Here is a 22,985-nt window from a genome sequence, read left to right on the forward strand (position 1 = left end):
TCAGCCTTCTTACTATCGCTTAGTGCAAAGTCCAGCTGTCCAGGTAAGCTTTTTGCTCTTCGCTCAAGGAATCAATGCTCGTTCCCAGCGATTCGAGCTTGAATCTGGCAACCTGCTCGTCGAGCGCATACGGCACGTTCACGACTTTTTTGCCGATGTTTTGGTACTCATCGTTCACGTACTTCAGCGACATCGCTTGCAGCGCGAACGTCATATCCATAATTTCCGCGGGATGCCCGTCGCCTGCGGCGAGATTTACGAGACGGCCTTCGGCAAGCAGGTAAACCTTGCGTCCGTCTTTCAACTGATACTCCTCAATGTTGCGGCGTACCGTACGTATGGAAACCGACAGTGCCTCCAGCTCCGGCTTGTTCACTTCCACGTCAAAATGGCCCGCGTTGGAAAGAACGGCACCGTCTTTCATCACTTGGTAATGCTCGCCGCGGATCACATCGCGGTTGCCTGTAACCGTCACGAAGAAATCGCCCAATTTGGCCGCTTCGCTCATCGGCATTACGGCAAACCCGTCCATGTAAGCTTCCACCGCTTTAATCGCGTCAATTTCCGTCACGATAACGTTGGCACCCAAGCCTTTGGCGCGCAACGCCACTCCTTTGCCGCACCAGCCGTAACCGACGACGACAACGGTCTTGCCAGCTACAACGAGATTCGTCGTGCGGTTGATGCCGTCCCATGCGGACTGTCCCGTACCGTAACGGTTGTCGAACAAATATTTGCAAAATGCGTCATTGACCGCAACCATCGGGAAGCGCAGCTGCCCGTCCTTTTCGATCGCTTTCAGGCGTTGAATGCCTGTCGTCGTTTCTTCAGCCCCGCCTCTGACGTTTTCCAGCAAATCTTGGCGCTCGGTATGTAAAATCGTAACTAGGTCTCCGCCGTCGTCGATGATCAGATCAGGCTTCGTTTCCAAAGCTTTGATCAACAGCTCTTTGTACTCTTCCGGACTTGGATTATACTTGGCAAAAACCGTGACCCCGTCCTCGACGAGAGCCGCGCATACGTCATCCTGCGTGGACAGCGGGTTGCTGCCCGTAATCGTCACATCGGCGCCGCCGGCTTTCACGACTTTGGCCAAATAAGCGGTTTTGGCTTCAAGATGGAGCGAAATCGTAACTTTCAACCCTTTAAAAGGCTGCTCTTTTTCGAACTGCTCGCGAATCCGGTTCAAAACCGGCATGTGCGCCTGCACCCAATCGATTTTCAAATGGCCTTCCGGCGCCAGCTTCATATCCGTGACAATACTTTTGTCTACAGTGTTCATTCGAACGTCCTCCTATATCCTACAGATAATAAATGCGGTGCATACCGTCTACCGGTATCGGGGTTTCAACCAGACTTTTCAGCCAATCGCTGCCGTATCGATTCATGTAAGCACATCCATTATACACTCTTTCCTGCGGCTTTGCTAATGGCAAAATCGTCAGCCGGATCCGCTCCAACTGGCGAAGCGCCGAATCGAACTGCGACTTGTACGCATCCGCGGCTTTATTTTCCAAAAACTCGATCTGCTCCAAAATTTTGGCCAGATTCGTATCGCCCAGCTTCTTAACGCCGGGGTTGATCGCCGAAAGGGATTCCACCAACGGCTCATAGCTGGCGCGGAACTGCGCCTTCACGGCGTCAAACCGCTCCGAGAGCTTCAGCGTATCCTTCCCGTCAAGCCACTGCCGCTGCTTCTGCTCGAACCGTTCCAGCACATCCTCCACCGTCAACTCGTACTTGTTCATATGCTTCTGAACAGTTCCTTCCAACAGCGTGAACTCCAGCCGCGGCGCGGCGATCGGCATTTTCATGCCGAACAGCTCGAAGGCTTCCCCCGTCAAGCCCCAGTAAGCGATCTCGCCCGCCCCGAGAACCGTGGCAAGCACCGGAAACAAATACTCCTGCATAAGCGGCCGCGTCATCACATTGTTGCTGAGCAGCTCCGGCTGCGTAAGCGCAATATCGCGCAGTTGTTCGCGCGAATAGGCGAATTCATGCTTTTTATCCGTGAAAAGCTCGCCATCCCGCTGCAGCAGCAGCCGTCCGCTGCCCGCAAAAACAAACAAATTCGCCCCGTTATCGGCGATTTCCGCTTGCGGCTCATAGCCCGCCTCCTGAAGCTTGGACCGCGTGCGGAGCAGCGCCTGGCCGAGAGCTTCGTTGTCCGCGACAAGCCGCTCGAACATCGGCGCTTCCAGCTGGCGTAAGGAAGGATCGTCGGAATCGATCAGCACGAGTCCGTATTCGCCAAACAACGCGGCCATCCACCGCGCAAACGCGTCGGACAGCGTCGCCGAACCGCTGGAAGCGTGCTTCAGCTTGGACAGCAGCGACGACTTGAACTCGGTATCCATCAGCGTGCGGTCCAGCATGTCCAGCGCTTCCGCCCAAGCTTCATCCGGCAAAGGCAGCTTGCTAACGGAAGTTCGCAGCCCTGTAGGATGATCGACCTTGATCTTCTCAACCTGCTGGGCGCCGGTAAGCACGTGAGTATGATTGGCCTCGTCAAAATCATGATCTTCCCCGGCAATCCAAAACACCGGAACGACCGGACGATTCAGCTTTTGGCCCCATTCGCGGGCAAGCTGAATAATCGTTACCGCTTTATACAGAACGAGCAAAGCCCCGCCGAAAAGCCCCGCCTGCTGACCGCCGACAATGGCGAGCGCCCCGGGATCGGCAAGAGCGCCGATGTTATCGAACGCAAGCGGCGCATTGCCGATTCTTTCATTATAAGCGGTCAAAACGTTGACAAGCTCCCCGCGGTCGGCGCGCGGCGCACCGGACGGCTCCGTCAGCCACTGCGCCCGCTCGGCCCAGTCGTCGGCACTGCCAAAATGATACGGGAACAACTTTTTGGAACCAGTTTTGTTTTGTATGTAGTCTTCGGCAAGCGCCTGACTTCTTTTCCAGTGAAAAGCTTCCGTTTGCATTCCGTTGTCTCCTCTTTATCCCAAATAAAGATGTGTCTCTGGAGTAACTCCGTCGAACAGACTCCTATGTTTGATTGTACACTTCCGGTCCCGCTTAAGTCAAAACTGTATTTTATTCAGTTACATTTCACTCGCAAAAAAGAGCGAATGCTGCAGCTCCTCGAATGCTGCGCCTCCTTAAGATCGAGAGAAGCCGGGACTGGCTTCCTTGCAATTCGAATGGAAGTGAAATGCGGGATGGCGCCCGCCCCCGCGGCCACATGCAGTGGTGGTTGACGACCTTCATGCGACGCCACACCGCGCGCTAGGATCTGCGCGCGGTGCGAAAGCATTTGAAAGGAAAATGTGCAGCTGCATCGGCTACTTCACCCGAGGGACACTCGCAGAAGATACGTTCGTTGCGAAAAACCATCCGGAGCCAACGTCTCCCTGCCAGCGACCAGAAAGCCTGCAAAACTACAGGTCTACGCACCTTTGCACGCTTGCTTCGAAAAAATCCCTGCAAATGTGCAGGCTTTCCGGGCAAATTGGGCCTCTGGCCTATCATCGGCGCAAAATTCCTGCACAATCGCAGGCTTTTCCCCAAAACAGGCCGCTTCCAGCGAAAAAGCCTGCAAAAATACAGGCTTATGCACCTCAAAACGCATGCTTCGAAAAAATTCCTGCGAATGCGCAGGCTTTCCGGGCAAATTGGGCCTCTAGCCCATCATCCACGCAAAATTCCTGCACAATCGCAGGCTTTTCGCCAAAACAGGCCGCTTCCAGCGGAAAAGCCTGCACTTTCGCAGGCTTTCCCACGCCAAGCCGCTTAGAGCCCCCACGTCAGCTCCGCGCCCCGTGCAGGAGAGACATATGTTGGGGGAAGAGCGGTTGTCCCCCCTCTGGTTCCTCTAACCTGACGCTTTATCAACAATCTGACTATCGCAGGTTTTCTACTTGTTAAAAGAGAAGAGTCTCTTCTATGTACGTTTTATCAACTACCTGCACTTTCGCAGGCTTTAAGGCGATCAACCAGCCGCTGCCTGTACTTTTTACGAAAATAGAACGCGGCAGACGTTCTGTGGGGTGACGCCCGCGACGTCGTGGGAGTTTTAGCAAGTTTTAACACACCACCGAGCATCGAGTGCCGAGCCACCTATCAGGCGGTGATGCCGTCTCCGAGCGACAAAACTAACAAAACCGAGTCTCGCCATCCCTGCTTTTCGCCTTGGCAGACAAACCAAGGCCCTTCAATGAAAAGCAGCCGTGTTCAAAAGGCCGATGTGCATTACGGTGCCAAAGTATCCGGAACGAACGTTCCGATTGACAGGTCCGAGACCCCATTTAACCTAAATATTTACAATACAAACCACAATTTCAAAATACGCCAAACAAATCCCTTCCTCCCCCACACAAAGTATTCGCCGATTTTCAAAAAACATCGACTCAAACAAAAAAACTTAAAAAACCGCCCCCACAGGGACGGTTCCGGACTTAATACAGATGGCACGCGACAAAATGGTTAGGCTCCACCTCTTTGACCGGCGGCATCGATGCGGCGCATTCCGGCATCGCCTTCGGACAGCGGGTGCGGAACGGACATCCGCTCGGCGGGTTCAGCGGGCTCGGCACATCGCCTTGCAAAATGATGCGCTCGCGCGTGCGCTCCACTTCCGGGTCGGGAATCGGGATGGCTGAGAGCAGCGATTCCGTGTACGGATGAAGCGGATTAGCATACAAATTGGCCGACGTTGTGACTTCGACCAGGTTGCCCAAATACATAACGCCGATACGGTCGGATATGTGCTTCACCATCGCCAGATCGTGCGCGATGAACAAATAAGTGAGCCCGTGTTCTTTTTGCAGCCGTTTGAACAGGTTGACCACTTGCGCCTGGACGGATACGTCCAGAGCGGATATCGGCTCGTCCGCAATGATGAATTGCGGTTCGATCGCAAGCGCCCGGGCGATCCCGATCCTCTGGCGCTGCCCGCCGGAAAATTCATGAGGGAACCGGCTCGCATGCTCATCGTTCAAACCGACGGCGCGCAGCAGCTCCATGACGCGCTCGTTCCGTTTGGCACCCCTGTAGAGACCGTGAATATCAATGCCTTCGGCAATAATATTCCCGACCGTCATACGCGGATTCAGCGAGGCGTAAGGATCCTGGAACACCATCTGCATATTGCGGTTAAACTCTTTTATTTTTTTCCCTTTCAGCTTGTGCACGTTCTCGCCGTTGAAAATAACTTCCCCGGATGTCGCTTCGTACAGTCTGATAATCGTCCTGCCTGCGGTCGACTTCCCGCAGCCGGACTCACCTACAAGCCCGAACGTTTCTCCACGGTAAATGTCTATCGAAAAGTTGTCAACAGCTTTCAGCACTTTGCCGCTGCCAAGCTGAAAATGCTTTTTCATATTGCGGATTTGCAAAATCGGTTGATTAGCCATGATGATGACCTCCCACTCCTACAGGACGTTCAACTTGCGGCGCATCGGGATGCAGCAGCCAGCACGCTGCGGAATGCGTCTCAGACAGTCCCGCATGCTCCGGATCTTCCTCCAGGCAAGCGTTCATCGCATACGGACATCTGGCGGCGAAGGCGCAGCCTTTCGGCGGAGCGAACAAATCCGGCGGCGTTCCCGGAATCGGGATCAATTCCTCGTCGCTGTTCGTGTCCAGACGCGGTACCGAGCGCAGCAAGCCCCATGTATAAGGATGCTGCGGATCGTAAAAGATCTCATCCACCGTGCCCTGCTCGACGATTTTGCCCGCATACATGACGACGACCCGCTGCGCCATATCGGCGACAACGCCCAAATCGTGCGTAATCAAAATAATCGAAGATTCCGTTTTTTCCGAAATGGTCTTCATCAAATCGATGATTTGCGCTTGAATCGTAACGTCGAGAGCCGTCGTAGGCTCATCGGCAATCAGCAGCTTCGGCGAGCAAGCAAGCGCAATGGCGATCATGACGCGCTGACGCATACCGCCCGAAAGCTCGTGCGGATATTGATGAATGCGGCCTTCCGGCGAGTTGATGCCGACCAGCTTCAAAATTTCAATGGCACGTTTCGCAGCATCCTGTTTGCTGATGCCCTGGTGCTTGATCAAGCCTTCCGTAATTTGCTCGCCGATCTTCATAGTAGGGTTCAAGGATGTCATCGGATCCTGGAAAATCATCCCCATTTCGGAACCGCGGATTTTTTCCATCTGCCTATTGGTCAGCCGGGTAATATCCGTCTTCCCGTCGAACAAAATCGAGCCGCTTTTTATGAAACTGGGCGGAGTCGGAATTAAACGCATGAGAGTCTGGGCGGTTACCGATTTGCCGCAGCCGGATTCCCCTACGATGGCCAGCACTTCGCCTCTTTTTAAATGAAAAGTAACCCCGCGAACGGCTTGAACTTCGCCGGCATACGTGCGGAAAGAAACTCTAAGGTCTTTAACTTCAAGCAAATTGTCATTGGTGCTCATGTTCATTCACCCCTTCTTACTTGCGCATTTTTGGATCCAGCGCATCGCGAAGCCCGTCGCCCAGAAGATTGAAGCTCATCAAAATCATGCTGAATACAATCGTCGGAATAATCAGGCGGTGCGGATACAAACGAATATAGTTAGCGCCGTCCGACAGCAAGTTGCCCAGAGAGGCAAGCGGAGGCTTGACACCCAGACCGATAAAACTTAAGAACGCTTCGGTAAAAATGGCCGACGGCACGACAAATGTGATTTGTACGATAATGATCCCGAGGGCGTTGGGAATCAGGCTGCGCATAATAATTCTCATGGCGGAAGCGCCGAGCGTACGGGAAGCGAGCACGAATTCCTGCTCCTTCAAAGTCAGCATCTGCCCGCGAACCAACCTGGCCATAGGCACCCAGCCCGTAATACTGTAAGCCAAAATAATGGAAGATACCCCCGAGCCGATAACCATGATGAGCAAAATTGCAATGAGCAGAAAAGGAATCGCGTACACGATCTCGATCGTGCGCTGCATGATCTCATCGACACGGCCGCCATAGTAGGCGGAAATGCCGCCGTAAATAACGCCGACGACCAAATCGATCAGAGCCGCAGTAATCCCGATAAACAAGGAGATGCGCGTCCCCCACCAAACGCGTGTCCAGACGTCACGGCCGAAATCGTCCGTACCGAACCAATGCTCGGCATTCGGCGCCAAATTTTTTATTTTCAAATCTTGCGTCTGATAATCATAATTCGAAAAAAACGGAGCAAAAACCGAAAGCAATATCAAGGCGATCAATATAGTTAAGCCAGCCATAGCCAGTCTATTTTTCTTAAGTCGTCTCCATGCGTCCTGCCAATAATTGAGCGAAGGCCTTACAATTCTATCGCCGGTTAAAGATCCGGTAGCAACGGGAGCAAACTTATTGTTCTCAGTTGTTTGCGATGTCGTTTGCATCATTTATTTCCCGCCTTTCCCAAGTCGAATTCTAGGGTCTACGATTCCGTACAGTACGTCTGTCAGGAAAATAACCAAAATAAGAATGCTGGAATAGAAAATCGTTAATCCAGATATCATTGTATAATCGTTCGAAGATACTGCAGATACGAAATGCTTGCCCAAGCCTGGAACGGAGAAAATTTGCTCAACGACCAACGTTCCTGTGATGACGTTTACAAAAATTGGGCCAATAATAGTAATAACTGGTAAAATAGCATTGCGAATCGTATGTTTCACAACGACAGTAAAATTCGCAAGCCCTTTGGCTTTCGCCGTTTTAATATAATCCTGGTTGAGTACATCCAGCATCGACGTGCGCATCAAACGCGCCAAAATCGCAATGGTGCCGAACGACAGCGCAATTGCCGGCAAAACGCGGTAGCTGGGACCTTTCCACAATCCGGCGGGAAGAATTCCCCATTTAACACCGATGTAGTAAGAAAGCAGCGGACCGAGCACGAACGAAGGAATCGAAACACCGATAATGGCAATGAACATCGCTGTGTAATCGCCGGCTTTATTATGTTTTAGTGCTGCGATAATCCCCAAAGTAAGACCTACAACAATCGCAATGGCAATCGAAATCAAACCGAGTTCAAGAGATGAAGGGAAAGCCTGCTTAATAATGTCCGTTACTTTGTGGGCGGGGAATTGGAAGGAAGCTCCCAGATCTCCGCGAAGAATATTACCCATAAAAGTTAAATATTGTTCCCATAACGGCTTATCGAGCCCGTACTGCTTCAGCAGCATATCTCTCGTCGCTTTCGGGATCCGTTCAGCGCCTTCTCCCAGCGGATTGCCCGGCAAGTTTTTCATCAATACGAATGTGAATGTGGCAATGAGCCATAACGTTATAAGCGCGTATAAGAGACGGCGAAGAATGAACTTAACCATATTGCTCCTCCTTATTTCATATTCTAGCCGGAAATTTAGAAGAGGCCGCTCCCACGAGGTGCGAACGGCCTCTTGCCTGTAATTCGTAAACAGCTTGCGCGATTACTTAATGGAAGTCCATCTCAATTCCCATTCTTGACCGAAGGATGGCAGGATTAAACCTTGAACGCTCTCCTTTTTCAAGTAAGCGCGAGTACGGAAATAAAGTGGAGTTACGGCTTGATCATCCATCAAAATTTTCTCGGCTTCAACCAACGCTTTGGAACGTTTGGAAGGGTCGATTTCCGTCTGAGCCTGCTTGACCAATTTATCGTATTCCGGATTGCTGTAGTCGCCTTCGTCAAACTCGCCGCCGGTTACCCACATATCCATGAATGTCATCGGATCGTTGTAATCGGCACCCCACAGGGCAAGCGTAATGTCGAAGTCATGCTTGGAAGCCAGCTCAATGCGCAGCGCATGAGGAATAGGATTCGCTTCCGCATCGTAACCAAGGTTTTGCTTCCATTGCGCCAAGATGAATTCAAGCGATTTTTTCGCAGTTTCCGAGTCGTCCGCATTGATTTTCATTTTCGGCAGAGCTGTGAGTCCTGCTTCTTTCAACCCTTCGGCAAGCAGTTCTTTCGCTTTGGCCGCATCGAATTTCGGCTGGGTATCGCCGGCAACTTTACGGAAATCGCCGCCTGCGCCGTCCGAAGTGCCGACAGGAACGAGACCCGTGGAAGGAACGGAACCGTTGGCAAGAACGGTATCTACATAAGCTTGACGGTCGATCGCCATATTAAGCGCCTGGCGGATTTTTTTGTTGCCCAAAGCCGGAACTTTTTTCGTTTGATACATCAGGTAGGAGTTTGTCAGCTCCGGTTTCGGAGTGTTATCAGGCTTGCCTGCATAAAGCTTCAACTGGTCGCGGTTGATTTCAGTCAGATCCGCCGCATCCGTTTCGTACAGATTCAGTCCCGTATTCGTATCTTTTACGATGTTAACCGTCGCTTTCGTCAATTTGACGTTAGCCGCATCCCAATACTTATCGTTTTTTACGAGCTCAAGAGTTTGGCCATGATCCCACTTGGAAAGGACGAACGGTCCGGCACCGATGACTTTATCCGCTTCGGCGCCGTATTTGTCGCCTGCTTGCTTCACAAAATCTTCTCTTTGCGGGAAGAACGTCGCGAACGCGAGCAACTGTGTAAAGAAAGCTACCGGTTTTTCAAGTTTAATTTCCAGCTGCTTGTCGCTAATCGCTTTAACGCCTAGCGCGTCTTGCGCCGCTTTTACTTCTTCAGGAGTTTTAGCTTTCGTTACCGCTTCTCCGCCTTTAATCCATGCGACGATAAAGCTGTACTGCGCTTTCGTGGCAGGGTCCAAAGTACGTTTGAATGAATAGACGAAGTCTTGCGCTTTTACAGGTTGTCCATCGGACCAGTTGGCGTTGTCGCGAATGTCGATGGTATATGTTAAGCCGTCTGCCGAAACTTTAGGGAAATCTTTCGCAAGTCCCGGAGTGGCTTTGCCGTCTTTGTCAGTGCGGAAAAGGCCTTCGTTAAAGGCGCTGAGGAACGTAAATGCGGCGTTCGCCGTCGTTTTGGAGCTGTCCATTATCGGCGGTTCTGCCGAGAAATTGATTTTGATTTCTTGCGGTTTGTTCGAAGCTGCCGGAGCAGCCGATCCTTTGGCATCGCCGCTTGGGGACGCTGCCGGAGTATTTTCATTTTTTGTACACCCGATCGCCACACTGCCAACCAAACTAAGCGCTACTGCTGTTGTAACCCACTTCTTCGATTTCATAAAACTCCTCCTTTAAAAATATGTATATCTATTTATGGTCAGGTGTATGTTGTCAAATAAATTTACGTTAACCTAACACCGAAAACCCAAGATACAATGAAAATCCTTTTAAATACGTAACATAATCTAACATATATCTCTGGTAAAAAAATTTACTATATAATACGTGAGAAATTATAACATATTACGCCATAATGTCCAGCCTTAATTCACCAGTGTCAAATTAATGTCTAAAAAAAGATCTTCATGGATTTTAATTATACAACCAACGGTTAATAAAATCTACACGAAAATCATTGTTATTTTCTACAATTCTCAAATAAATATTACAAAAAGGCCCTGTACTATCAGAAATCGCTTTTTCTGCTATCATTCATAACTTTGTCGATGGCGTAAGCGAGTTCCCGGTAAATTTCCGGCTCCAGCTGCCTTAATTGCGTTTTCACAAACATTTCTCCTTGCGAGGACGACACGTATTTCGGGGGAATGCGGTTCAGTGTGATCGCCATAATATCGGCCAACTTTTGCTCCTCGCAACCTCTTAACAGTTCCTGATGCTGCTGCAAATCCCTCAAGCATTGCAATACAAGTTCTTCCATCAAGTTACGTACCATGTCATCCATCTCCTCATTGATGTAATCGTATTATGTAGAGTATATATAGGTCTTTCCTATATTCAGAAGAAAAAGAACGATGTACAAGGCCGATAGTCCGAGAAAACCCATTCTCCAAACGATCCTGCCCACTTTCAAAAGTTCGGATTTCCCTTTCACCCGCGTCTGATAGCCGCCGATCGTGCCGAATGCAATCAGCAGAACGAGCAAAATCAGCCAGAAACCGAACGAAGTCTGGAACAGTTGGTTCCACATGACGGACACGGATCCGATCAGAAACAATGTCGTTATATCCATAGCCAGCCTTGTCGTCATCTTTTTGTCTTTCATAAAAAAATACACGGCAAACCAGACGGCGATAAACGTCACAAACGGGGCAATAGCGAGAATAGCGTATAATTTTGTCAGTACACCAGCAATAACATCCACGAACGGATCACCTTCTTATTCAAGGGCTTTTATGAAGCGATAAACGGTTTGGTGAGCGGCAAGTTCCATCTTTGCCTCCCGGGCCATGCCAAGCAAACTCCCATTCATGCTGTCGATTTCCGTCCGTCGGGCGTTCATAAGATCCTGAAGCATGGAGGAATGATTGTCCGCTGTCGCCTCGCATACTTGAAGCAGCGTCCCCCACAAATCTTCGGATACGGGTATGCCTTTGGCCGAAGCCAATCCGGCCGCTTCTTGATAAAGCTCGCGCATAAGCTGCCTCGTCCATTCCGATTCCAGCAATTCGCCGTTGCGCACGCGCAGTATCGCCGTAAGCGGATTAATGACACAATTAATAATCAGCTTGTTCCAAACCCGCGTATCCATGTCTTTCGACACCTGCGCGTCAAATCCTGCCTTTCTTAGCGTGTCGGCCAATAAAATTTGTCTAAATTTCTCAGGTCCTTTGTTTTCCTCGCTGCCTCCGGCATTTCCGATGTATGTAACCCCATGGCCGGTATGGTTGACTTTATGCAGGCCGTCCCTTTTGGCAGCTTCCGTCGTCACCGCAAGCAGCACGCGATCCGCGCCTAGCGCCTGCTCCAGCTTTTCCGCATGGCCGATCCCGTTTTGAAAACAAACGGCAACCGTATGCCGTGACATCTTCGCTGACATGTAAGAAAGCAAGCTTTCTTCAATGGCGGATTGCTTGACCATCAGAAAAATAAAATCGTACGGCGCATCCCCGCCCGTAGAAAGCCGATGTTCTTCAAAAGCTGCGAATCGGACCGCGGGCGAAAATGCCGCAGCGGGCCGGCCGTCGAGCACGATACCTTCCCGTTGCAGCGCCAGGGCTTGCGCCTCTGTCCTCGCCGTTACCGTCATGCTGTCGCAAACTTCCGCTAGCTTGGCCGCATACAAGAGCCCCAGCGAACCTGCCCCAATGATCATGATGTGCATGTAGCCCGCCCCCTCTTTACTTGGATACGCTCCCCATTATAGCACGAAAGCCCCGCAAGCGAGGCGTTGGCCTGCTCCGGAGCTTCTCGATTGACTATGCTTTTATAGGTACTGAGATCCTGTCAGTCTACTCTTTCCAAGTTGCCGTTGGCGTCCATCTTGAACCGCGGCTTTCCTTCTTCTTCCTCTTCCACGAGGAACGCCATTTTCCTTGCGCGGTCCATGATCTGGATCAGCGCCTTGTAATCGTCATTGACAACCCGGTAGTCGGTCTCCACTTCGTTGACCTGCTTGTTCAGCTTGTCGTTTTCCCGCCCCAGCCGGTCGAGTTCTTCCTCTTTGTCCTGCAACTCTTTCTCCAGGTTTTTAATATGCCTGTTCATATCCTGATAGGTGCTTCTCCATTGTCTGAGGAAGCGGATGACCGCATCGATCGATAGCGTTTCCTCGGAAATCGCCTCCGCTTTGCCTCCAGGCAGTTCCTGGGTGTCAAGCAGTGCCACGGATGAGCTTGAAATGCTGACTGCAGCATGTTTTTTCAGCTGTGTGCGTTTTTGCCGCTGGGCCTTCGCAATTTGAATGGCGGCCTCATATTTCTTTCTGACGAAACTGTTCCAACGAAAACCGCATGCAGCAGCCGTACGGCCGATCCGCTCCCCCACTTCTTCAAAAGCGGACAGCTGAGTGCTCCCTTCACGAATATGACGCAGCGTCACCTCCGCTAAAATTAAATCGTCTTCGTCGCTCCAAGCGTCTTGTCTAATTGCTGACATAAGGTCAATCCTCCTAACGTAATTGTGCAAATGCATCTAAATATAGAGAGAATCAATTCGCAAGAGAAGGTATAAATTGATTCGTGCCATTATTACTATTTCTATGCCCATAGTAGAGTTCATAGAATCTATTTGATACTAAATGGTATTGCCATTTTTTTTACGGCTCATACATCGGATTCGGACAAAAAGCCATACTAATGATACAAGGCGAAATGTTTTTAATTTCTTTACGCTTGGAGGTTTACACTCGTCTAAGCAAAAGGTATAATGTGATGTAGTAAAAGTGCATCGCGGCATGAGAGGGGGATAAAACGTAAATGGATCGCATGTTTCGGGTTTTAGGATTTTGGACGCTTGTCATCGCATTGATGAGTTTAGCGGGAGATATGATTCCGATGTCTCTGCTTTTCTTTTTCCAAACGGCCGTTTTCGTGATTCTGGGCTATATGCGCTTATCAGAACGCACCTACATACTGCTGTTTTGGGGATATATGATCATCTCCTTCAGCGGATTTACGTATTGGTCTTTCTTCAGAATGTCCGTGTAAAATTCAAAAAGGTGATCCGAATGACATCATTCGGATCACCTTTTTTTATGCGCTGTCATAACCTTGAACAGCTCGCTCATTTGATCGCTGAGCAGCAGCTGGCGGATGGCGCGATTCTTCCTTGCAACCTCGCTAAACGGATTCGGGTCGTGATGCTCCTGCAGCTTGTGCAAAATGCCCTGCTCCACAAGAAACTCCCGCTGCGTCCGCAGCGTACAGCCGGTAAACCCCGCTCGCGCCGCCGCATCCAGGCACAAGCTGAAATTGACATGAGCCGTCATGTCCTGCCGCCCCTGAAATTGAAACGGATCGTCCGCAGCCTGATGCTGCCGGTAGCACATCAACGTGCCGCGCTGCCGGTGCGCCCCGTAGATTTCCTCTTCCCGATCGCCATAATCGATGACGATGACGCCTCCGCTCCGAACGCGCTTCGCTACCGCGTGCAGCCAGTCCTCCGCGGCGAAATTCACTTCCCCGATCTGCCCGTCCAGCCATTGAACTTTTAGCCCGGTCATATAGTCTAATAATCGTTTGGATGCTGCAGGATGCCAGACTTCCCGGAAAGATCGATCCGGCTCGTCCCACGCCACGTACGCCTCCTCGTACCGCCCTTCCCGGTACCTTACCCGGTGAACCGGAAATGCGTCGAGCAGCTCATTGGCGAGCACAAAAATCCCGTCGCCCGGAGGAGCGGCAAGCCAGTCCGCATCCGCAACAAAACGGACGACAGCCTCGTGCGGCTTTAAGGTCTCAGCCTGCAACCGCCGATGATATCCGCTGGATTCGATCATCGTATAGCTGAGACGGGCGTACAAAGACGGTGCTGTCAGCCGCAGCTCATTTAAAAGATGAAGAGCAAGCCGGCCGCTGCCCCCTCCCCATTCTACGATGGAAACCGGCTCCGTTTCCCGCACGGTCTCGGCCGCCCGGCGAACGATGAACGCGGCCACCATCTCGCCCATTGCGGTGCCGATCGAAGAGCTGGTGTAGAAATCGCCGTCTTTCCCGATTTTGACAGTCTCGCTGCGGTAATATCCTCCGGGCTCGTGGTATAAACATATATCCATATAATCGCGAAACGGAATCGCCCGCTTCTCGTGCCGCCGGATAGCGGCTATCAGCGCTTGAACGACTTCCGGGTGACCAAGCTGCACATTCACAAAGATTGCCTCCTGATATTCGCTGCAAATTGCAAGCGTTTTTTGCAATTGTTTACATACAGACAAACCGGGTATAAACCATTATAATGAAGAAGGACTTATGGAAGGAGAGACTGGAATACATGTTTAAAAAATGGATGACGTTAACGGTGATCACCTCGGTCGGCCTCGTTTCGTTAACAGCTTGTACGGACAACACCAAGATCAAAGAAACAGTGGAAACATCGTTAACCAAGCAGCAGGAAATGAAATCGTATTCGTTTGACGGCAGCGCAGCTCTGCAAATCAGCGACGCGCTGATAAGCTCTCCGAATCCTCTTACGAACGGAATTCTCGGCGTATTCCGGGAAAGCACCATTGAGTGGAAAGGCGCCAGCAGCCTCGATCCGCTGCGGTTCGAGACCGATTTGAAAATTACCCCCAAAGGGACTACGTCTCCGATTGCAATACCTATTCTTATTAAAGATAACAAATTGTATTTCAATATACCAGCTATCAATAAAACGGCTGACGAATATTATGCCGTCGATTTGCAGCAGCTTAGCCAAAACAGCGCGGCACCGCTGAAGCTTGATAATTTGAAAAACACATCGCAATTGACCGCGGCGCTAAGCAGCATCATTTTCCAGGGCACCGATCCCAAATGGTATAAAGAGGCCAAAGAACCTGTCAAGCTGAAAGACGGTTCGAACGCCAAATCGATCAGCATCGACCTGACCGCGAAAAACGAAAAAGAATTGAACGCCATGCTGCAAGCCAAACTGCCGGATTTCGTCGGCACGCTGCAAAATAACGGCCTGCTCGCCGCAGACAAAGCGGAACAGCTCAAAAAGTCGCTGACCGGCGTCCAACTGAAAGCCCCTGGCACGCTGAGCGTCGCGATCGACGATCAAGGTTTCATCCGCGACCAGTCGATGGACATTATTTTCACGGTAACTGCGGCTGACGGCAAATCGTCGGAGAACAAATTGACGCTCCACCAAACCTATGACGGGATCAATCAAGCCCCTGCCTTCACCAAGCAAGTTCCAGCCCAGGTTAAAGACTTTAATGACGTCCTTAAGCTGATAGTCAAAACAAAAAAATAGCTTTCCTTACATGCTTGCTCCTTTCGCCGGGGGGCAAGTATTTTTTTGTGCTTCATTTAATAGAAATATGATAATCTGTACATAGGGGGAGAAACGTCTGAATGAAATACAGGAACCGAATCATGCTCGTCGTTTTATCGGCGATGCTCATCTGGAATACGGCCGCGCCCATCCGTTCGGTATTGGCTGAAGAGGCAGGCGCTGCACACGATAATACGAAAGAGCTGCTGCAAAAAGGGCTGACGATATACGAAATCGACCGGGAACTCGCCAGACTGAACGAGCAGGACGCCAAGCTCGCCGACCAAATCCGGCTTAACGAGCAGGATATCGTTCGGCAAAACGACAGCGTTCAAGAAACGAGAAAGCATGCCGGCAAAGTGCTCAGAGCCTATTACACCGGAGACCGCGATACGATTTGGACGCTTCTGTTCACCGTTACTTCGGTCAGCGATGCGATCCGAATGTTGGAATACATACAAATGATACTTGTGAACGACCACAAAGCGTTGGCCAGCTTTACCGAATCGTTCGCCAAGCTCAAGCAGTTGCGGGTGGATCTTGATACGTCCCGCAGCGATTTGCAGAAAACGAAAGACAATTGGCTGCAGCAGCGGCAGCGGCTCGTCACGCTCCAGGAAGAACTGGACAAACAGCTTGCAGTGACGGCCCAGGCGGCGGTCGTTCAGCAGCAGATCAAGTCGTTGAACGATCAATGGAAAGAAGAAGGCCTGCCTGTGTTCCGCGAATACTTGAAGCAGCTGTCCGCCGCTTTCCTTGAATTTCCCCAGTTTATTACGCAAAGCGGCGCCGACAATAAATATTTGGATTTGTCTTCCTTCAGCAACCCACTGATCACGATCAGCGACCGCGATTTCAACGACTATTTGCACCGGACTAACGAGCAGTTGAAAAATCTCGACTTCACCTTTCAGAACGACGGCATTGTCGCCTCGGGGAAAAAAGACGATCTCGCCTTCAAGCTGCAAGGCAAATTCGCCTTAATTGAAGGAACGGACATGAACGAAGTCCGGTTCCTGATCGACCGTATCGAATTCAACGGCTTCGAGCTGCCGGATACGACGATCGCGGACATGATGAAAGAATTCAAGCTAGGCTTCATCCCGAAAAAGATGGTCAGCTACCTCGATGTCGTGAGCGTAGAAACAAAAGACGGGAAGGCTGTCGTCAAACTCAAGCTATCCTTTACAAAGTGAACGGATGGGGCTGCGTCGAAAACCTGCAACAATCAGATTAGATTGATAACAAAGTGACGGGATAGAGGAACCTGAGGGGGTACAGCCGTTCTTCCTCAATCCACTCCTCTCTTGAGCAAGTTACAGCACTGAAGTGGGAGGACACAAGCCGGCTGGACAGGGAGAAAACCTGCGAAAGTGCAGGTTTTTTCTGCGAAATTAGTTTGTTTTGGCGAAAAACCTGCAAAAGTACAGGAATTTTCGCTGAAAGTGAATCGGAGTCCATGTATTCGATGAAAAGCCTGCACAATTGCAGGAATTCTTCGTGGCCAGTGGTTAAGGACACAAATTCATGTATTTTTGCAGGTTTTTTCGTGCAGCCAGGCAGATTGTGGCTATCGCCTATGACGCGGCAGTTTTTTGGGCAGCCTGACTTTTGAGGTTTTTCGTGCAGCTTGGCAGATTGTGCGATCGGCCCTGGCGTGTGGGTTTATGGGCAGCCCCATGCCCATGTGTTCATCGTTCGTTATTTTCAGGTTAGTACGGCATTCCAGCCGCTGCGCAGGCTCAAGCCCGCTCTAAGCGGGGAATATCTATGCAATCGCGGGCTTTCCACGCAACGAACCGATGCCACGCAAACAAGCCCTTATCCGCAGATACGGATAAGGGCTTGTTTGCGTTTCTCGTTATAGCAGGTCCGCCGCCAGTTGGGCCAAGTGCGAACGTTCACCTCGTTCCAGCGTGATGTGGCCGCTGATCCCCTCTTGCTTAAATCGCTCGACCACATAAGTGAGGCCGTTGCTGGATGCGTCCAAATAAGGATGGTCGATTTGCTCGGGGTCGCCCAGCAGCACGATTTTGCTGTTCTCGCCGACACGCGAGACGATCGTCTTCACTTCATGCTTCGATAAGTTCTGAGCTTCGTCGATGATAATGAATTGTCCCGGGATGGAGCGCCCGCGGATGTACGTCAAGGCCTCCACCTGTATGCTGCCCAGCCCTGCCAATATTTTATCGATATCGCCCGTTTTTTTCGTATCGAACAAAAACTCCAGATTATCATAGATCGGCTGCATCCAGGGGCGCAGCTTCTCGTCTTTTTCACCGGGCAAATATCCGATATCTTTGCCCATCGGAACGACGGGGCGGGCGATCAGCAGCTTTTTGTACTTGCGCTCGTCTTCGATTTTCATAAGCCCCGCGGCAAGCGTCAGCAGCGTTTTGCCAGTGCCCGCTTTGCCGGTCAAGGTCACCAGCGGGATCTCGTCGTTTAAAAGCAATTCCAGCGCCATGCGCTGCTGGGCGTTGCGCGCCGCGATTCCCCATACGGGCTCGTTGCTCATATAAAGCGGCTCCAGCTTTTTGCCTTCGGCATTGACTTTTAACAAAGCGGATTTCGACGTTCCCAGTTCATCCCTTAAAATAACAAATTCATGAGAATGCAGCGAATACCCGAGATTCAGCGAATGGAGGTTCAAAAAGCGGTACGTATAAAATTCGTCTATGATCGACGGATGCACATGCAGCGTCACATATCCCGTATACATATCAGTCTGGGAGACAATGCGGTCGGTCAAATAATCTTGAGCCGTCAGCCCGAGAACGTCCGCTTTAATTCGCACCAGAGTATCTTTGCTGACAATCACGACAGGCTTCGGATCGTCGTTCTCCTGCTCTTCCAGATGATAGTTGAGCGCAACCGCGAGAATCCGGTTATCGTTGGTGAGCTCGGCGAACGTTTCCTGAAGCTTGGCAAAGCTGCGGTGATTCAGCTCCACCTTGATGCTGCCGCCGCTTTCCAGCGTGACTCCATCGGATAATGTACCTTTGACGCGCAGACCGTCAAGCAGACGGGATACATGTCTGGCATTTCGCCCAATCTCATCGGCGTTCCGTTTCTTCGAATCGATCTCTTCCAACACCACGGCGGGTATGACTACTTCATTATCGTCGAAAGCAAATAAAGAATTAGGGTCCTGAAGCAGTACATTGGTATCCAACACGTAAATTTTTTTCATATGTGTGTCCCCTCCCGGATTTGGCGTTAGATCTTTTGCTGTAGGAATGCAATTTTTGATTCGCTGGAATCAAATTCATTCCTTGTGCCAGATGCCATGCTATCTGATGCATACATACAAAATAGCTGTGCAGGACAAACTAAACGCAAGATTCAAGGAAAAGAAAGGATCGATGCTGGTGAAACGAATTTGTCTGATAGTGCCGCTGCTTTTCCTTGCTGCCGGCTGCAGCCAAGCGCCGAAAAGTGGTGCTGCCCCCTCTCCAAATGCAAATCAGGATCAAATTAAAGTGCAACAAATCGCTCCGCAAAAACTGGAAATTAAAAATCCGCAGCAAGTCGCAGAGCGTTTGGAGAACCTGGCGGTAAGCGTTCCGCAAGTGGAAAGTGCCCATTGTGTTGTATTCGGCAACACGGCTGTCGTAGGAATCAATGTAAAAAAAGATATGGACAGATCCAAAGTCGGAACCGTGAAGTATTCCGTCGCAGAAGCGCTGCGCAAAGACCCGTACGGCGTCAATGCCATCGTTACCGCAGATATGGACCTCGATCAGCGCTTGCGCAACATTCGCGATAATATTAGGGCTGGAAGGCCTGTCACAGGCTTTGCCGAGCAGATGGCCGATATCGTCGGCCGGATTATGCCGCAGATCCCCCGCGATCTTAGAGATGTCCCAAGCAACCCCGTACCGAACGATGCGAATCAGGTAGGAAGACCTAACCTGTAGCCCGATAACTGGATAAACTTGGAAAAGACGAGAAAAAGCCTGACAGCGTAAGCATGTCTAGGCTTTTTTTATCGCATGAAAAACTTGTCCGTCCAGCTCAATCGCTGCACGTCGGTTGAATGCACAGAACACGGCGGTCCGAGCCGACTTGATGCCTGTCTCGGCACAAGCCGGATTGTCGCTTGGCAAGGCTGAAAACAATTGCTCCGGTAAAGTTGTAATTGGTTCGGCCATGATGTTTGCGCCTCCTACAAGGTAGTAGCATACTAGCCTTACAATTTCAGTATATCACAAGCAAGAGCACGTGTTCCACTTTTATGTATCCATTTTTCAATCCATGCGAACACTCCTTCGGCCTGCGGCAGGATATACCCTATTGTATCGTCCGGAAGGCAAAGTTATGTCGGTGTCGCAAGTTATTGATTATATTTAGGATTTGAGTTGATGTCTTCCAGCAGCTTTTCCGCCGCCTCCCGGTCGAAGGATACACTCCTGCTTACTCCTTCCTGCTCATAAGCGATGATGACCTTGATGGCGTCTTCACCTTCGATCTGCATCCCTGTTACCGCGTGATCCTCCCGCAATAGAACGGCGAAGAAATCGAGCGTTTCCGCCGCCGCCCGATCTTCCGTCCGCGCTTCCGCGACAATATGCATCTGCAGCCAATTAAACAGCGCATCCTGAAGTTTCACTCATCTACCATCCTCTCTCAGCAAAATGACCTCATACCCGTTCTCCAGCCATTCCAGCCATTGGCGCTTCCACAGCAGCTGCCGGTCGGAAAGTCCGCCTGCGCCGCCCTTCAGTTCCCTTACCAACTCTCTCGATGCCTCGGGAGCAAGCAGACGATCCAAAAAAGCTTCCGCGCAATGGGATATATGCAAGGGATTGCCGTCGAACGCCAGCACGCCAGGAGCGGCCAGATCCGCCTCGACAAGCTCGGAGCCGCACAGCTCTTCGTCATCGCTCAGCAGCAGACTGGCTTTGAACATCGGCAAAAGCCGCGGATGGAGCGCATGCGCCTCCTCCCGCAAAGCGTCAACCTCGCCCGGCGGTTCGCAGCACAGACGATCAGCCCCGAAAGTTACAGGTTCCCTGCAAATAATAGGAGTTAACCAATAGCGGATCATCAACCAATCCCCCTCCCTTATTGGGAAGACCTTTTACCGGTTCTTTTTTCAACAAAATAGCGCACCCGGACCAGGAACATGAGAAATACGGCCACAGCCAGACTGGGCACGATCGGCAATCCCGCGACCTGGAAAAAGAGCAGCATGATCGAGCCGATCGCAATCAGCACGTAGATGATGAGCGTCTTCAAAACCGGCAGCTTGCGCGCGCGGAACACTTTATTATACACATACGACATAAACACGAAAATCAACAAATATGTAATCAGGATATGATCGCCAAACCACCCAGTCAACACAAGTCTCACCTCCATGAAAGCGAATTCTCACAAGCATACGAAAAATATAGGGAAAGGGAAATGACAGCTCAAGAAAGTAACTCTGCTGCATTTCCCTTTTTTGCCTTTTATTTATTATACGCCTGCTTCGGACATTTTGCGGTGTTTTTCAGCGCGTTCGCGCTCGCTTTTATTCAAAATCTTTTTGCGCAGACGAACGGATTTCGGCGTAATTTCGCAGTACTCGTCATCGTTCAAGTACTCCAGCGCCTGCTCCAGGGAATAGATGCGGGGAGTTTTCATTTTCACCGTTTCTTCCTTGTTCGCCGAACGGATGTTGTTGACCGCTTTTTCCTTGCAAATGTTGACGATGATGTCGTTGTCGCGAGTATGCTCGCCTACGATCATGCCCTCGTACACTTCCGTCTGCGGGTGAACGAACAGCACGCCGCGGTCTTCGACGGAAAGAATGCCGTACAGCGTGGACACTCCCGTTTCGCTGGATACGAGCACGCCTTCGTGACGGCCGCCGACGCCTGCGCCCAGGTAAGGACCGTAGCTGTCAAACGCGTGGTTCATAATTCCGTAGCCGCGTGTCAGCGTCAGGAAGTACGTTCTGTATCCGATCAAGCCCCGCGCAGGAATCAGGAACTCCAGGCGCACGTTGCCGTTGCCGTTGTTGATCATATTGACCATTTCCGCTTTGCGGGTTCCGAGGCTTTCCATAACCGCGCCCATGCTGTCCTCGGGAACGTCAATGATCAAGCGCTCGATCGGCTCCATTTTTTGCCCGTCGATTTCGCGGATGATGACTTCCGGCTTGGACACCTGCATCTCGAAACCTTCGCGGCGCATATTCTCGATCAGGATGCCGAGGTGAAGCTCGCCGCGCCCGGAGACGATGAAAGCATCAGGGCTGTCCGTGTCCTCCACGCGCAAGCTGACGTCGGTTTCCAGCTCTTTGTACAGACGCTCGCGCAGCTTGCGGGACGTTACCCATTTGCCTTCGCGGCCGGCAAACGGGCTGTTGTTCACGAGGAACGTCATCTGCAGCGTCGGCTCGTCGATTTTCAGCACCGGCAGTGCTTCCGGATTCGTCGGATCGGCAACCGTTTCGCCGATGTTGATTTCTTTAATCCCGGCAATCGCGATGATATCGCCTGCGCCGGCTTCTTCGATTTCAATCCGTTTCAAGCCGGAGAAACCGAACAATTTCTCGATTCTCGCCTGTTTTGTAGCGCCTTCGCGGGTAATAACCGCAACCGGTTGCCCTTGGCGGATTTTGCCGCGGTTCACCCGGCCGACCCCGATGCGTCCCAAATACTCGTTGTAATCCATCAGCGTAACGAGGAACTGCAGCGGTTGATCCACGTCTTCCGTAGGCGCAGGAATATGCTGAACGACCGTTTCATAGATCGCTTCCATGTTCGCATCCTGCTTATCCGGGTCAAGGCTGGATGTGCCTTGAAGCGCGGAGGCGTACACGACATGGAAATCCAACTGCTCATCCGTCGCTCCCAGCTCAATGAACAAATCGAGCACTTCGTCGACAACTTCCGCCGGACGCGCATTCGGTCGGTCGATTTTGTTGACGACGACGACCGGCGACAGGTTTTGCTCCAGCGCTTTGCGCAGTACGAACTTCGTTTGCGGCATCGTGCCTTCGAAAGCGTCGACTACGAGCAGAACGCCGTCGACCATTTTCATAATCCGTTCAACCTCGCCGCCGAAGTCGGCGTGTCCCGGGGTGTCCACGATATTAATCAAATAGTCTTTATAATTAATCGCCGTATTTTTGGCCAAAATCGTAATGCCGCGCTCTCTCTCCAAATCGTTGGAGTCCATGGCTCTTTCCTGAACGGCCTCGTTATCGCGGAACGTTCCAGACTGCTGCAGCAGCTTGTCGACGAGCGTAGTTTTGCCGTGGTCAACGTGCGCGATAATCGCGATATTGCGAATCTTGTCTCTAGCGTGCATGAATTATTCAAACCCTCTCTA

General features: G+C 51.1%; 23 protein-coding genes. 5 read left to right on the plus strand and 18 right to left on the minus strand.

Annotated features, from left to right (window positions below; all coding sequences use genetic code 11):
* Positions 1-19: 19 nt before the first annotated feature.
* Complete coding sequence (locus tag AC3G2T_RS11015) at positions 20-1,282, minus strand: adenosylhomocysteinase (protein WP_488435465.1); 1,263 nt, start codon at positions 1,280-1,282, stop codon at positions 20-22.
* Between the two features lie 19 nt (positions 1,283-1,301).
* Positions 1,302-2,936, minus strand: a complete 1,635-nt coding sequence (gene bshC, locus AC3G2T_RS11020) for a bacillithiol biosynthesis cysteine-adding enzyme BshC (RefSeq protein WP_488435466.1) — start codon at positions 2,934-2,936, stop codon at positions 1,302-1,304.
* A gap of 398 nt (positions 2,937-3,334) precedes the next feature.
* Between bshC and AC3G2T_RS11025 the strand changes: the two genes are divergently transcribed.
* Complete coding sequence (locus AC3G2T_RS11025) at positions 3,335-3,748, plus strand: hypothetical protein (RefSeq protein WP_488435467.1); 414 nt, start codon at positions 3,335-3,337, stop codon at positions 3,746-3,748.
* A gap of 661 nt (positions 3,749-4,409) precedes the next feature.
* Here AC3G2T_RS11025 and AC3G2T_RS11030 read toward each other — a convergent pair.
* The 9 genes from AC3G2T_RS11030 to AC3G2T_RS11070 form a co-directional block, all read right to left on the minus strand.
* Positions 4,410-5,366, minus strand: coding sequence for an ABC transporter ATP-binding protein (locus tag AC3G2T_RS11030; RefSeq protein ID WP_488435468.1), 957 nt, complete (start codon positions 5,364-5,366; stop codon positions 4,410-4,412).
* Positions 5,359-6,393 (minus strand): ABC transporter ATP-binding protein, encoded by a 1,035-nt coding sequence (locus tag AC3G2T_RS11035; RefSeq protein WP_488435469.1) that lies wholly within the window; start codon positions 6,391-6,393, stop codon positions 5,359-5,361. Before AC3G2T_RS11035 ends, AC3G2T_RS11030 begins: the two co-directional genes overlap by 8 nt.
* Positions 6,394-6,409: 16 nt before the next feature.
* Entirely contained in the window at positions 6,410-7,339 is a 930-nt protein-coding gene (locus AC3G2T_RS11040; protein ID WP_474684515.1) for an ABC transporter permease, read from the minus strand.
* A gap of 3 nt (positions 7,340-7,342) precedes the next feature.
* Positions 7,343-8,275, minus strand: coding sequence for an ABC transporter permease (locus AC3G2T_RS11045; protein ID WP_474684449.1), 933 nt, complete (start codon positions 8,273-8,275; stop codon positions 7,343-7,345).
* 102 nt (positions 8,276-8,377) lie between these two features.
* The gene (locus AC3G2T_RS11050; RefSeq protein WP_474684450.1) at positions 8,378-10,063 is read right to left on the minus strand and encodes a peptide ABC transporter substrate-binding protein; all 1,686 of its coding nucleotides are present in this window, start codon (positions 10,061-10,063) and stop codon (positions 8,378-8,380) included.
* Between the two features lie 347 nt (positions 10,064-10,410).
* A complete protein-coding gene (locus AC3G2T_RS11055) occupies positions 10,411-10,677 on the minus strand; it encodes a late competence development ComFB family protein (protein WP_488435470.1) in 267 nt (88 codons plus the stop codon).
* Positions 10,678-10,707: 30 nt separating this feature from the next.
* Entirely contained in the window at positions 10,708-11,106 is a 399-nt protein-coding gene (locus AC3G2T_RS11060) for a DUF3397 domain-containing protein (RefSeq protein WP_474684452.1), read from the minus strand.
* 15 nt (positions 11,107-11,121) lie between these two features.
* Positions 11,122-12,066 carry a ketopantoate reductase family protein gene (locus AC3G2T_RS11065; protein ID WP_474684453.1) on the minus strand — a complete coding sequence of 315 codons (945 nt, stop codon included), beginning with the start codon at positions 12,064-12,066 and terminating at the stop codon, positions 11,122-11,124.
* 122 nt (positions 12,067-12,188) lie between these two features.
* Complete coding sequence (locus AC3G2T_RS11070; RefSeq protein WP_474684454.1) at positions 12,189-12,839, minus strand: RsfA family transcriptional regulator; 651 nt, start codon at positions 12,837-12,839, stop codon at positions 12,189-12,191.
* Positions 12,840-13,159: 320 nt separating this feature from the next.
* On the opposite strand from AC3G2T_RS11070, the gene AC3G2T_RS11075 reads away from it, so the two are divergent.
* The gene (locus AC3G2T_RS11075) at positions 13,160-13,390 is read left to right on the plus strand and encodes a DUF2626 domain-containing protein (RefSeq protein WP_474684455.1); all 231 of its coding nucleotides are present in this window, start codon (positions 13,160-13,162) and stop codon (positions 13,388-13,390) included.
* Between the two features lie 35 nt (positions 13,391-13,425).
* Here AC3G2T_RS11075 and AC3G2T_RS11080 read toward each other — a convergent pair whose 3' ends face one another.
* Entirely contained in the window at positions 13,426-14,550 is a 1,125-nt protein-coding gene (locus AC3G2T_RS11080; protein WP_488435471.1) for a class I SAM-dependent methyltransferase, read from the minus strand.
* Positions 14,551-14,672: 122 nt separating this feature from the next.
* On the opposite strand from AC3G2T_RS11080, the gene AC3G2T_RS11085 reads away from it, so the two are divergent.
* Positions 14,673-15,638: a hypothetical protein gene (locus AC3G2T_RS11085; RefSeq protein WP_488435472.1), complete on the plus strand. Its 966-nt coding sequence runs from the start codon at positions 14,673-14,675 to the stop codon at positions 15,636-15,638.
* A gap of 101 nt (positions 15,639-15,739) precedes the next feature.
* Entirely contained in the window at positions 15,740-16,855 is a 1,116-nt protein-coding gene (locus AC3G2T_RS11090) for a coiled-coil domain-containing protein (RefSeq protein WP_488435473.1), read from the plus strand.
* Between the two features lie 665 nt (positions 16,856-17,520).
* On the opposite strand, the gene AC3G2T_RS11095 is transcribed toward AC3G2T_RS11090, so the two are convergent.
* Positions 17,521-18,852, minus strand: coding sequence for a PhoH family protein (locus AC3G2T_RS11095; protein ID WP_488435474.1), 1,332 nt, complete (start codon positions 18,850-18,852; stop codon positions 17,521-17,523).
* A gap of 172 nt (positions 18,853-19,024) precedes the next feature.
* Between AC3G2T_RS11095 and AC3G2T_RS11100 the strand changes: the two genes are divergently transcribed.
* On the plus strand, positions 19,025-19,579 hold the full coding sequence (locus tag AC3G2T_RS11100) for a YhcN/YlaJ family sporulation lipoprotein (RefSeq protein ID WP_488435475.1): 555 nt from the start codon (positions 19,025-19,027) through the stop codon (positions 19,577-19,579).
* A 57-nt stretch (positions 19,580-19,636) separates the two neighbouring features.
* On the opposite strand, the gene AC3G2T_RS11105 is transcribed toward AC3G2T_RS11100, so the two are convergent.
* From AC3G2T_RS11105 to typA, 5 genes are all read right to left on the minus strand, one after another.
* Positions 19,637-19,813, minus strand: coding sequence for a hypothetical protein (locus AC3G2T_RS11105; protein ID WP_488435476.1), 177 nt, complete (start codon positions 19,811-19,813; stop codon positions 19,637-19,639).
* Positions 19,814-19,995: 182 nt separating this feature from the next.
* The gene (locus AC3G2T_RS11110; protein WP_488435477.1) at positions 19,996-20,271 is read right to left on the minus strand and encodes a hypothetical protein; all 276 of its coding nucleotides are present in this window, start codon (positions 20,269-20,271) and stop codon (positions 19,996-19,998) included.
* On the minus strand, positions 20,272-20,709 hold the full coding sequence (locus AC3G2T_RS11115; protein ID WP_474684463.1) for a hypothetical protein: 438 nt from the start codon (positions 20,707-20,709) through the stop codon (positions 20,272-20,274).
* A gap of 17 nt (positions 20,710-20,726) precedes the next feature.
* Complete coding sequence (locus AC3G2T_RS11120; protein ID WP_474684516.1) at positions 20,727-21,005, minus strand: YlaH-like family protein; 279 nt, start codon at positions 21,003-21,005, stop codon at positions 20,727-20,729.
* 117 nt (positions 21,006-21,122) lie between these two features.
* Positions 21,123-22,964: a translational GTPase TypA gene (gene typA / locus AC3G2T_RS11125; protein WP_474684464.1), complete on the minus strand. Its 1,842-nt coding sequence runs from the start codon at positions 22,962-22,964 to the stop codon at positions 21,123-21,125.
* Positions 22,965-22,985 lie beyond the last annotated feature (21 nt).

Source organism: Paenibacillus sp. sgz302191 (assembly GCF_057749925.1).